Below are 12,241 nucleotides of genomic sequence, written 5' to 3'. Positions count from 1 at the left end.
TATCGAGGGTTTTGTCGGGAAAATCGACACGCAACCACGAAGGGGCGGCATGGCAGCTTGGTCGCGCGGGCAGGGGTCATGAGCGGACCGGAGGTTACGCTCAGCTTCGACAATGGGCCGGAGCCGGATGCCACGCCGGCGGTCCTCGATGTGCTGCGCCGCCGCGATGTCCGCGCCACCTTCTTCGTCATCGGCCAGAAGTTGCATGAACCCGCGCGGCGCGCGCTCGCCGAACGGGCGCGGGACGAAGCGCATTGGATCGGCAACCATACATGGACCCATGCGGTGCCGCTGGGGGAGCGACGGGATCCGGGCCATGCCGAGGCGGAGATCGGTCGTACCGAAGCGGCGCTCGGTTCGCTCTCCCATCCCGATCGGCTTTTCCGGCCCGTGGGTGGCGGCGGCAGGCTGGGGCCGCATCTGTTGAGCGAGGCGGCGCGGGATCTGCTGGTCGCTGGTGGCTACACCGTCGTCACCTGGAATGCCGTGCCCGGCGATTGGCGCGACCCGGATGGCTGGCCCGAACGGGCGCTGGCCCAGTGCCTGGCGGAGCCTCGGCCTGTCCTCGTGCTGCATGACCTGCCGAACGGGGCGATGCGACACCTCGACGCCTTCCTGGGGCGCCTGCGGGATGCGGGCGCCACCTTCCGGCAGGAGTTTCCCGAAGCATGCGTGCCGATGCGGCGGGGCACGCCCGGACCCATGCTCGATGGCTATGTGAGAGCCGCAACGACGACACCAGCCCGAACGGGCTGACACCGGGTGGCCGCCATGCGATGCACGCGGCGGATGCCCGGACCAGAAGGCCAATTCCCGCGCCGCCCGGCGCAGGCGACAGGAGGAAGCAATGCAGGATCTCAACGTCAATGACGTGACCGACGCCGTCATCGAACAGATGGCGACGACACCCGACCCCCGGCTGAAGGAGATCATGGAGGCCGCGGTGCGCCACCTTCATGCCTTCGCTCGGGAGGTGAACCTGACGCCGGATGAGTGGCTGCAGGGCATCGCCTTCATGACGGCGGTCGGCCAGGCCTGCACGCCCTACCGGCAGGAGTACATCCTGCTGTCGGACGTCATCGGCCTGTCGCGCCTGGTCAACGTGATGCACGATGCCGGTGGCCGCGAGGCGGCGGGCACCGAGACCAGCCTGCTCGGTCCCTTCTTCCGTGAAAGCGCGCCGAAGATCCCGCTGGGTGGCACGCTGGCCAACCTGTCCAAGGGATCGGAGATCATCATCTACGGCCAGGTCACGGATTCGGACGGCAAGCCGGTTCCCCATGCCGTGATGGATGTGTGGCAGACCAATGAGGAAGGCCACTACGACCTGCAGGCCTACGACCCCACCACCATGGACATGCGCGGCCAGTTGCAGTGCGACGCGGAGGGGAAGTTCCATTTCCGTACCTTCCGGCCGCTCGGCTACTCCATCCCGATGGATGGACCGGTCGGCGACCTGGTGAAGCGCCAGGCGCGGCACGGCTTCCGCCCCGCCCATATCCACACGCTGATCGCCGCGCCCGGCTACCGCGAACTGGTGACGGCGCTCTACTTCGCCGACGACAAGCATGTGGACAGCGACACGGTCTTCGGCGTGTCGAAGTCGCTGGTCATCATGCCGTCCCTCGACCTCCCGGATGCGCCGGTGAAGGGCGTGCCGAGCATCCGCTACGACTTCACCATGTCGAAGGATGTGGACGGCACCGGCGGGCGCGTGGGCTCTGACCCCTCCAAGCTGGTGCCCGCGGGGCGCGTGGGGTCCGACCCGTCCAAGCTGATGCCGACGGGCTGAGCCCGACCATTCCTACCCGGCGGCGTGGAAGCGCCGCCGGTCCGACGTCCGAGATCGCCCAACAACAGGAAAAAGCAGACATGCTGACCCGTCGAAGCCTGGCCGCCGCTGCGGCCGGCCTTGCGCTGCCCACGGTGGCGCGCGCCCAGGAATCCTTTCCGGCCCGCCCCGTGCAGATCGTCATTCCCTATCCCCCGGGCAATGCGATCGACCTGCTGGTGCGAGCGCTCGCCGCCGCCATGCAGCCGCATCTCGGCCAGACCGCCGTGGTGCTGAACCGCGATGGCGCGGCCGGTGCCGTCGGGTCGGCCTCTGTCGCGCGGTCGCCGGCGGATGGCTATACGCTGCTCTTCGTGCCGGCACTGGTCGCTTCGGTGCTGCCGGTCATCCAGGCGCAGTCCGGGCTGCAGCGCAATTCCTTCCGGCCGATCTGCCAGGTCTTCAGCAACTCCATGGCGCTGGTGGTGAAGCCGGACAGCCCCTTCCGCACGCTGCGCGACTTGCAGGCGGCGGCGCGGGCAAGGCCGAGCCAGGTGACCTATGGCACGCTCGGCGTCACCTCCATCCCCCACCTCGCGATGGTGCAGTGGGCCCAGGCCGCTGCGGTGGAGGTGGAGCACGTGCCGTTCCGCGCCGACGCGGCCGTGATGACGGAAGTGCTGGCCGGACGACTCGATGTCGGCTCCATCGTGCTGGGTTCGGCCGCCGGGCGGAACGATTTGCGCATCCTCGCCGTCTTCGACGCGCAGCGGCACCCCGATTTCCCGGAGGCACCGACCGCGATCGAGCAGGGCTTCGACGTGGCGCCGGCTAGCTTCGGCGGCCTCTTCGCGCCGACGGGCACGCCCGATGACCGCATTGCCCGCATCGAGGCCGCCTGCGCGGCGGCCGCGCAGACCGAGAGCTATCGCAACGCCGCGCGCAACGCGTCCCAGCCCTCGAACTTCTTCCTGAATTCGGCCGACTTCAACCGTCGCCTGCAGCAGGATATCGAGCAGAAGGCGGTCCTGCTGCGCGGCATCACGGTGCAGTAGCGCCGCCTGCCCGGGGCCGCGCTGCCACGCGATGGCAGCGCGGCCGTAAAGGAAGACGCGATCCAGGTTCCGTGACTGAACGCCATGACAGCCGGCCCGCCCCTGCCGGCGCTCCGCGAAACCGTCTTGCGCCTTGCTACCATACTGCCATACTAGAATGGTGAGGCCGCCACAGGCTGGCCCGGGAGGGAATGCTTGATGCGAAGCGGGGAGGTCGTCGCTGTTCCAGACTGCCCCAGGCGGGCAGGCCAGGCCGCGGGCGAGGACTGCCGGCCGTGACGGATCTGTCCCATGGCATCGACCCCCAGGAAGCCATCGCCCCGCAGGTCATGCGCGCGCTGCGGGAGGCGATCGTCCGCACGGACCTGCCACCCGGCACCCTGATCTCGGAAGCCGATATCGCGCGCCGCTTCGGCGTCAGCCGCCAGCCCGTGCGGGAGGCCTTCATCAAGCTGCAGGAGGCCGGGCTGCTCGGCATCCGCCCGCAGCGCGGCACCCAGGTGCTCCGCATCTCGATGGAGGACGTGGTCAATGCCCGCTTCGTGCGGGAGGCGGTGGAGGCCGCGGTGGCGCATGAGGCCGCCGAGACCCGCCCGGCCGGACTCGCGCCGCGCCTCGCAGCCCTGATCGCGGAGCAGGAGAGGGCGGCGGATGCCGGGGATGGCGTCGGCTTCCTGCGGCTCGACGAGGCCTTCCACCGCGCCCTGGCACAAGGCATCGGCCGCGATTTCGCATGGAGCGTGCTGGAGGGCATCAAGGCGCAGATGGACCGTGTCCGCTTCCTGTCCTTCGAAGGGGCAACACCGATGGCCGACATCATCGGCCAGCACCGCGCCATCGTCGCCGCGATATCGGCGGGGGACGCTACCGCCGCCGAGGCCGCGATGCGCCGGCATTTGAGGGAAATCCTCTCCAGCCTGCCGAAGATCGCCGAGGCGCATCCCGATTTCTTCGTGCCGCGCGACGACCGCGCGACGCGTTCCGCCGCCTGACGCCACGCGGCATCCACCAGGAGGAAACCATCATGGATCGCAGGACACTCATTGCGGCCACCGCCGCGGCGCTGGCAGCGCCCGGTCTCGCAAGCCCGGGCTTCGCCCAGGGGCGCGTGACGCTCCGCCTTGGCCATCTGGCCAATGACCAGAATGTCTGGCACCGCGCCTGCCTGCACCTGGCGGAGCAGGCGCGGGCGCTTTCGAACGGTCGGATCGACGTCCAGGTCTTCCCGAACGAGACGCTGGGCCGCGAGATGGATGTCATCAACGGCATGCAGCTCGGCACCGCCGACATGACCATCACGGGGGAGAGCCTGCAGAACTGGGCGCCGCTCGCCTCCCTTCTCGCCGTTCCCTATGCCGTCACGTCGATCCAGCAGATGGATGTGGTGGCCGGTGGCCCGATCGGGCAGCAGATCAACGCGGAGATCGTCACCCGCGCCCGCGTGCGGCCGCTGGGCTACTTCGCTCGTGGCCCGCGCAACCTGACCGCCAACCGCGCCATCCGCACGCCGGAGGAGATCAACGGCCTGCGGCTGCGCGTGCCGAACGTGCCGGTCTTCGTTTCGGTCTGGCAGGCGCTCGGCGCGCGGCCGACGCCGATGGCGTTCGGGGAGGTCTTCACCTCGCTCCAGAACGGCACCATCGACGGGCAGGAGAATCCGCTGGCCCTGATCCGCAGCGCCAACTTCAACGAAGTGCAGCGCTTCGTGAACCGCACGGAACATGTGTGGAGCTGGATCTACATCGCCATCAGCGAACGCCGCTGGCAGGGGCTTTCCGCCGCGGACCGCGACATCATGGCCGAGGCGGTGCGTCGTGCGCAGGCCTTCGAGCGGACGCTGTTCGTCGAGGATGAGCGCAGCCTCGAGGCCGATCTGAAGGCGAAGGGGATGACCTTCGTGGACAGCGACCAGGCGGCCTTCGCCGCCCGGGCGCGCCCGGCCGCCATCGCCAGCGTGCGGGCGGAGGCCAAGCCGCTGCTCGAGCAGATCATGGCCATCCGGGCCTGATCGCCTTCCACCACGATCCCCTCTCCCGCGCCATCGCGCGGGAGGGTTGCGGGGGCAGCCCATGATCCTGACATCGCTCGATCGCCTTCACCGGCTCCTCCGGCTCGTGGTGGGCCTGTGCTTCAGCGTGCTGCTGGTGGCGGTGCTGCTGCAGGTGGTCTCCCGCCTGATGCTGCCCAATCCGCCGATCTGGACGGAGGAATTGTCACGCTTCGCGCTGCTGTTCTGCGCCGCCTTTGGGATCGGCCTGGCGCTGCGTTCCGGGGACCTGGTCGGCGTGGACCTGCTGACGATGATGTTGCCGAGGCGTGGCAAGGCGGTGATGGAGGTGGCGTCCTGCCTCGTCATGGTGGGCTTCGGCCTGCTGCTGCTGTCGCCGTCCTGGGCCTTCGTGGATATCGGGTCGCTGCAGACCTCCCCGGCGCTGCTGTGGAACATGTTCTGGGTGCACATGTCGGTCCTGATCGCCCCCTTGGCGCTGATCCTGGCCGCGGTGGAGCGGATGCTGCGCGTGCTGGCGGGTCTGGCGCCCGAGGTGCGGCAGGACAACGGGCTGGAGGCGCTTTGAGATGGACCCGTTGATCCTGCTGGGGGTCGCCTTCCTGGCTGCGCTTCTGGCCGGCATGCCGGTGGCGGTGGTGCTCGGCTTCTCCTCCCTGGTCTACCTGCTGGCCGGCGACATCCCGCTGGAGGTCATTCCCCAGAAGATGTTCTCCGGCATGGACAGCTTCGTGCTGCTGTCCATCCCGGCCTTCGTGCTGGCCGGCAACCTGATGAATGGCGGCGGCATCACCGACCGCATCCTGCGCTTCTCCAACAGCTTCGTTGGCCATTTCCGCGGCGGGTTGGCCCAGACCAACATCGTGGGCTCCATGATCTTCGCCGGCATCTCCGGCACCGCGGCAGCGGATGCGGCCAGCCAGGGGGCGGTGCTGATCCCCGGCATGAAGCGCGTGGGGTACACGGTGCCGTATGCCGCGGCTGTCACGGCGGCATCCGCGGTGGTGGGGCCGATCATCCCGCCCTCCGTCCCGATGATCATCGTGGGTTCGCTCACTGGCATCTCTGTCGGCCAGATGTTCCTGGCGGGGGCGGTCCCCGGCATCCTGCTCGGCCTCGGCATGATGGTGCCCGCCTATATCCTGGCCGTTAAGCACAACCATCCGCGGGAGCCCTGGCGCGGCTGGGGCGAGGTCTGGGTCTCCGGCAGGGATGCACTCTGGGCCATGGGCATGATGATGATCGTGCTGTTCGGCATCGTCGGCGGCTTCTTCACGCCGACGGAAGCGGCCGTCATCGCCGTTCTCTATGCCGCCGTCGTCGGGCTGTTCATCTATCGCGAACTCGGCTGGCGGGACCTGCCGAAGCTCATCATCGACAGCGCGATCTCCGGCGCGGCCATCATGGTGCTGGTGGGCTTCGCCAATGTCTTCGGCTGGATCCTGGCCGCCGAGCGTGTGCCGCAGGCGCTGATCGGGGTGATGACGTCCATCTCCACCGAGAAATGGGCCATCATGCTGATGATGAACATCCTGCTGCTGTTCGTCGGCATGTTCATGGAAACCATCGCGGCGCTGATCATCCTGTTCCCGCCGCTGCTGGCGGTGGCGATCCAGGTGGGGATCGACCCGATCCACTTCGCCACCTTCGCGGTGCTGAACCTGATGATCGGCCTGGCGACTCCGCCGATTGGCGTCTGCCTGTTCATCTGCGCCAGCATCGGCCGCATCTCGCTGTGGGAGATCACGGTCGCCATCTGGCCCTTTCTTCTGTCAAACTTCGTGGTGCTGGCGCTGGTGACGGCGATTCCCGGGATATCACTCTGGCTGCCGAGCCTGTTCTACAATTGAGGACCCTGCGATGACGACGACCGAAGCCTGCGTGCTGCACGCCCAGCGCGACCTGCGCGTGGAAGCGGTGGAACTGGCGACGCCGGGGCCGGGTGAGGTGCTGCTTGATATCGGCGCCGGCGGCATCTGCGGGTCCGACCTGCACTACTTCCTCGATGGCGGCTTCGGCACGGTGCGGGTGCGCCAGCCGATCATCCTCGGCCATGAGGTGGCGGGCACGATCGCCGCGCTCGGCGCGGGGGTGGAGGGGCTGCGGGAAGGGGACCGCGTGGCGATCAACCCCTCCAACCCCTGCGGCGAATGCGAATACTGTGCGCGCGCCGAACCGCAGCATTGCCTGGAGATGCGCTTCTGGGGCAGCGCGATGCGGATGCCGCATGTGCAGGGCGGGTTCCGCCGCCGCCTGGTCGCCTTCGCACGGCAATGCGTGAAGGTCGGCGACATCGTCTCCATCGGGGAGGCGGCGATGAGCGAACCGCTGTCGGTCGCGCTGCATGCCGTGGCGCAGGCGGGCGAGGTGCGCGGCAAGCGCGTGCTCGTCACCGGCTTCGGCCCGATCGGCGGCGTGGTCCTGCTGGCGCTGCGCCATGCCGGCGCGGGCGAGGTGACGGTGACGGAGGTGGTGGACGAACCCCTCGCGCTCGCACGGCAACTTGGCGCCGCCCAGGCGGTGAACGTCGCCGCCAACCGGGATGCGCTGGCGGCGGAGGAGGTGGCCAAGGGCCGCTTCGACATCGCCTTCGAATGCAGCGGCAATCCCCGCGCCCTGGCCCAGGCCATCGCCTGCGTCCGGCCGCGCGGCACCATCGTGCAGGTCGGCGTCGGTGGCGCCTTCGACGTGCCCATGAACATCGTGGTCGCGAAGGAACTCCGCCTGGTCGGCACCTTCCGCTTCCACCCGGAATTCGAGACCGCGGCCCGCCTGATCGGCACGCGGGAGATCGATGTCCGCCCGCTGATCACCGCGACGCGCCCGCTGGCCGAGGCGGCGGCGGCCTTCGAACTCGCCGCCGATCGCCGCCGGTCCATGAAGGTCCAGCTGAGCTTCGCCTGAGGAGGGCGCCCACCCATGGAAGAGACCTGGCGCTGGTTCGGGCCGCTGGACGACATCCGGCTGGAGGAGATCCGCCAGACCGGCGCGACCGGCATCGTCACCGCCCTGCACGAAATCCCCTATGGCGAGGTCTGGCCGGAGGATGCGATCCGCGCGCGCCAGGCGATGATCGCGGCCGCCGGGCTCCGGTGGTCCGTGGTCGAGAGCCTGCCGGTGCATGAGGATGTGAAGCGTAGCAGCGGCGACCTCGGCCGCATCTTCGCGAATTACCGGGAATCGCTGCGCAACCTCGGTCGCTGTGGCATCCGCACGGTCTGCTACAACTTTATGCCGGTGGTGGACTGGACGCGTACGGACCTGGCCTATGCCATGCCGACCGGCGCGGTGGCGCTGCGCTTCGATGCAGTGCGCCAGGCGGCCTTCGATGTGCTGATGCTGCAGCGCCCGGGTGCGGAGGCCGACCACCCCCCGGCCGTGGTCGCCGCCGCGCGGGACTGGCTGGCCCGCGCCGGGGATGCCGAGCAGGCCACGCTGCTGAACGCCATCATGGCCGGGTTGCCGGGCGCCTATGACCGCTACGACATCCCCGGCATGCGCCGGATGCTGGAAAGCTACCGCGGCATCGACGCGGCCGCGCTGAAATCGCACCTCGCCCGCTTCCTGCGGGACGTCGTGCCGGCGGCGGAGGAAGCGGGCATCGCGCTCTGCATGCATCCCGATGATCCGCCCAGGCCGATCTTCGGCCTGCCGCGCATCGTTTCCAACCGGCAGGATCTGGCGGATCTGGTGGCGATGGTGCCGTCCCGGGCGAACGGCATCACCTTCTGCACCGGCTCGCTTGGCGCTGGGGTGGCGAATGACGTGCCGGCCCTGGCGCGGGAATTCGCGCCGCACACCGCCTTCCTGCACCTGCGCAACGTGACGAAGGAAGCGGATGGTTCCTTTCATGAGGCCGATCACCTCGGCGGCGACGTCGACATGCCGGCCGTGATCGCCGCCTTCCTGGCGGAAGTCGCGCGGCGGCGCGCGGAGGGCCGGGCGGATGCGGAACTGCCCTTCAGGCCGGACCACGGGCATGTGCTGCTCTCCGATGCCGGGCGCCGGGCCCATCCGGGATACACGCTGATCGGGCGGCTGCGCGGGCTGGCGGAACTGCGCGGGGTGATTGCGGGCCTCAGCCACCGCGCCGCCGCATGAGGCGCCTGTCGGACGCGACGCTGGCTTCACTGCCCGCCTCCGTCGGGAGGCCTCGGTATGATCGGGCCGCCATCCGCCCGGGCATCGTCCATCTGGGGCTCGGTGCCTTCCACCGCGCGCACCAGGCGGTGATGACGGAGGCGGCGCTGAACGCCGGCGCGCGCGACTGGGGCATCGTGGCGGCCAGCCTGCGCAGCGCGGAGACGCGGGACGCGCTGGCGCCCCAGGATGGCCTGTATACCGTGGCGACCCGCGAGGATGATCGGGAAGCCTTGCAGGTCGTCGGCGCGCTCCACGGCCTTCACGTGGCACCGGAGGACCCCGCCGCCCTGCTGCGGGCGATGGCCGACCCCGGCATCCGCATCGTCAGCCTGACGGTGACGGAGAAGGGATACTGCCACGACCCATCGAGCGGCTCCCTGGACGAGGCGCATGGCGATGTCCGGCACGACCTCGCCCACCCCGGGGCGCCGCGATCCGCCCCCGGTATCCTGGTGGAGGCGCTCCGGCTGCGGCGCGCCGCGGGCATTCCGGCCTTCACCGTCCTCTGCTGCGACAATCTGCCGGCGAATGGGGAGACGGTGCGCCGTGTCGTGACCCGTCTCGGCGCGCTGCGCGATCCGGCCCTCGGCGCCTGGATCGGGGGGGAGGTCGCCTTTCCTCCCACCATGGTGGACCGCATCGTCCCCGCGACGACGGCGGATGATCGTGCGCGCATCGCCGCGGCACTGGGGGCGGCGGATGCCTGGCCGGTGGTGGGGGAGGGGTTCAGCCAATGGGTGATCGAGGATCACTTCCCCCTCGGCCGACCCGACTGGGCGCTGGCCGGCGCCGAATTCGCGGCCGATGTCGCGCCCTATGAGTTGATGAAGCTGCGGATGCTGAACGGCGCCCATTCGGCGCTGGCCTATCTCGGCTACCTCGCCGGGCATGAGACGGTGGCGGAGGCGTCGAATGACCCGGTCTTCGCGCACTACCTGACGCTGCTGTGGGCCGAAATCGCCCCCAGCGTGCCGGCACCGCCGGGCGTGTCGCTGGGCGACCATGCCGCGCGGCTGCTGGCCCGGTTCCGGAACCGGGCCCTGCGGCACCGAACCTGGCAAATCGCGATGGACGGGTCGCAGAAGCTGCCGCAGCGCCTGCTCGGCCCGTTGCTCCTGGCCCTGGCGGAAGGCCGGCCAAGCCCCTGCCTCATCCTCGCTGTCGCGGGCTGGATGCGGTACGTGATCGGCACGGACGAGGCTGGCGCGGCGATCGACCTGCGCGACCCCATGCTGCCGGCGCTGCGTGCCGCCTGCGGCCCCGGCCTCCACCATCCCGAGGAGGTCGCCAGGCGGTTGCTGGGGGTGGCTGGCATCTTCGGTCCCGACCTGGCCGGCCACCCGACCCTGCCAGCCGATTTGGGCAACGCGCTGGCCTTGCTGGTGCGCGATGGGGCGCGCAAGGCCCTGTCGAGGCTCGGTGATCCCGGCGGTACGGCCCGGATCACGGGAGGCTGATCCCGGGGAGGCGGGCCATCATCCATCCGGCTGCATCCGTGCTAGGTCATGCCGATGGATACCAAAGCCCCGACCCCCCGCGCCGTCCTTGTCGGCATCCAGACGCCGGAGGTGGATGACATCGCCCATGCCGGCAGCCTCGAGGAACTGGGCCGCCTGGTGAAGACGCTGGGCTACGACGTGGTCGGCAGCGTGTCGCAGCGGCGGGACGGCACTGGGGCGGCAGCCGTGCTCGGCAGCGGCAAGCTGGCCGAACTCGCGGCCATGACGGGGGGGACCGGCGAAATCGCCAGCATGGCCGTGCGGCCGAAATCCAAGGCCAGGCAGCGCTTCGAGGATGCGGGCGATGCGCCGTCGGCGCCGCAGCCGGTCGAGGATACGGCGCCCAGGCCCGATTTCGTGATCGTGGACCATGAATTGTCGCCCAGCCAGATCCGCAACCTGGAGCGCGCCACCGGTGCCCAGGTGCTGGACCGGACCGGCGTGATCGTCGAGATCTTCCACCGCCACGCGAATACGCGCGAAGCCAAGCTGCAGGTGGAGATGGCGCGCCTGAAATACGTGGCGCCACGCCTGCGTGAATCCTCTGGCGGCGGCGGTCGCCAGCAGGGGCCTGGTGCCGGCGAAAGCACCCTGGACCTCGATCGGCGCAAGATCCGCGACCGGCTGGCCGAGTTGAAGGAGCAGTTGGAGGCTGTCCAGCGCGACAGCGACAACCGCCGCTCCGCGCGGCGTGACCAGCTTCGGGTGGCCCTGGTCGGCTATACCAATGCAGGAAAATCTTCCTTGATGCGGGCGCTGACCGGCAGCGAGGTGTTGGTGCAGGACAAGCTGTTCGCGACCCTGGACACCACGGTACGCGTCCTGCAGCCCGAAACGCGGCCGCGGGTGCTGGTGTCTGACACCGTCGGCTTCATCAAGCAGTTGCCGCATGACCTGGTGGCCTCCTTCCGGTCCACGCTGGCGGAGGCGCTCGAAGCCTCCCTGCTGCTTTATGTGGTCGATGCCTCGGACCCGACCTGCGAGGCGCAGCTGGAAGTCAGCCGGAGCGTGCTGCGGGAGATCGGCGCGGATGCCGTGCCGTCGCGCCTCATCCTGAACAAGGTGGACCGGATGGATGCCGCGGGCAGGGCTGCGCTGTCGGAGCGGTATCCTGACGCCATCCGGCTATCCGCGCATAGCGCCGAGGACGTCAGCGGGCTGCGGCAGTCGATCATCGACTTTTTCGAGGCATCGATGGTCGAGGACGTTCTGGTGCTCCCCTATGCCAGGCAGGCGCTGATCGGCGAGGTCTACGAAAGCGCCAGGGTCCTGTCCGAGGATTATGACGAGACGGGGCGGGTACTGCGTGTGCGCGGCCTGCCTGGGGCCATCCAGAGGCTGCGCCGGAGCCTGGCAGGCGCCTGAGGCAGGGGGGCGGGGGCAACCGGCCCTGCTGGCTGTCCGAGGGTCCGCTTGGTTCTGAATGCGCCGTCCCGAAGGCCTGTGCCCGCCGCTTGAGCCTTGATGGCGTAGCCGCAGGCAGGGGAGGGGCGGCAGCCCGCCTTGCATCCAGCGCGCCGGTTCCGTGCGGGCGCCATGACGATGGCCTTGGATGGAACGCCGCTCGAAGCCGGTGCATCGCCGCCCGGCGCGATTTCTGTGGATAAGTCGAGGCGATATCGGCAGGCCTGCCGCACCGGCCCGCCTCATTTGCATGGCGAGGCCAGGAGTTCTGTGGCTTTGGCGGGTCTTTGGCGCTGGTGTCCGGCCCGTTTGACAGTTCTGGGTCTGGCGGATAGAAACCGCTCACCGACGACGAGGTGGT

General features: G+C 69.4%; 11 protein-coding genes. All 11 read left to right on the top strand.

Going from position 1 to position 12,241, the window contains the following annotated elements; translation table 11 throughout:
- Nucleotides 1-78: 78 nt before the first annotated feature.
- The 11 genes from ACTIE5_RS28325 to hflX all read left to right on the top strand — a co-directional run bounded on the left by ACTIE5_RS28325 (nt 79) and on the right by hflX (nt 11,841).
- Entirely contained in the window at nt 79-756 is a 678-nt protein-coding gene (locus tag ACTIE5_RS28325; protein ID WP_439553098.1) for a polysaccharide deacetylase family protein, read from the top strand.
- A 91-nt stretch (nt 757-847) separates the two neighbouring features.
- On the top strand, nt 848-1,792 hold the full coding sequence (locus tag ACTIE5_RS28320; RefSeq protein ID WP_439553097.1) for a dioxygenase: 945 nt from the start codon (nt 848-850) through the stop codon (nt 1,790-1,792).
- A gap of 80 nt (nt 1,793-1,872) precedes the next feature.
- A complete protein-coding gene (locus tag ACTIE5_RS28315; protein ID WP_439553096.1) occupies nt 1,873-2,826 on the top strand; it encodes a tripartite tricarboxylate transporter substrate binding protein in 954 nt (317 codons plus the stop codon).
- A gap of 275 nt (nt 2,827-3,101) precedes the next feature.
- Entirely contained in the window at nt 3,102-3,818 is a 717-nt protein-coding gene (locus tag ACTIE5_RS28310; protein ID WP_439553095.1) for a GntR family transcriptional regulator, read from the top strand.
- 32 nt (nt 3,819-3,850) lie between these two features.
- Nucleotides 3,851-4,834, top strand: coding sequence for a TRAP transporter substrate-binding protein (locus tag ACTIE5_RS28305; RefSeq protein ID WP_439553094.1), 984 nt, complete (start codon nt 3,851-3,853; stop codon nt 4,832-4,834).
- Nucleotides 4,835-4,895: 61 nt separating this feature from the next.
- On the top strand, nt 4,896-5,402 hold the full coding sequence (locus ACTIE5_RS28300) for a TRAP transporter small permease (protein ID WP_439553093.1): 507 nt from the start codon (nt 4,896-4,898) through the stop codon (nt 5,400-5,402).
- Nucleotide 5,403: 1 nt separating this feature from the next.
- Nucleotides 5,404-6,684, top strand: coding sequence for a TRAP transporter large permease (locus ACTIE5_RS28295; protein WP_439553092.1), 1,281 nt, complete (start codon nt 5,404-5,406; stop codon nt 6,682-6,684).
- A gap of 10 nt (nt 6,685-6,694) precedes the next feature.
- Nucleotides 6,695-7,738 carry an L-idonate 5-dehydrogenase gene (locus tag ACTIE5_RS28290; protein WP_439553091.1) on the top strand — a complete coding sequence of 348 codons (1,044 nt, stop codon included), beginning with the start codon at nt 6,695-6,697 and terminating at the stop codon, nt 7,736-7,738.
- A gap of 15 nt (nt 7,739-7,753) precedes the next feature.
- Nucleotides 7,754-8,935, top strand: coding sequence for a mannonate dehydratase (gene uxuA, locus ACTIE5_RS28285; protein ID WP_439553090.1), 1,182 nt, complete (start codon nt 7,754-7,756; stop codon nt 8,933-8,935).
- Nucleotides 8,932-10,434, top strand: a complete 1,503-nt coding sequence (locus ACTIE5_RS28280; protein WP_439553089.1) for a mannitol dehydrogenase family protein — start codon at nt 8,932-8,934, stop codon at nt 10,432-10,434. Before uxuA ends, ACTIE5_RS28280 begins: the two co-directional genes overlap by 4 nt.
- A gap of 54 nt (nt 10,435-10,488) precedes the next feature.
- On the top strand, nt 10,489-11,841 hold the full coding sequence (gene hflX, locus ACTIE5_RS28275; RefSeq protein WP_439553088.1) for a GTPase HflX: 1,353 nt from the start codon (nt 10,489-10,491) through the stop codon (nt 11,839-11,841).
- The last annotated feature ends 400 nt before the right edge of the window (nt 11,842-12,241 follow it).

Source organism: Falsiroseomonas sp., assembly GCF_051859025.1.
GTDB lineage: Bacteria > Pseudomonadota > Alphaproteobacteria > Acetobacterales > Acetobacteraceae > Falsiroseomonas.
Note: the sequence above shows the minus strand (reverse complement) of the source record. Positions and strands in the feature narration are given on the sequence as shown.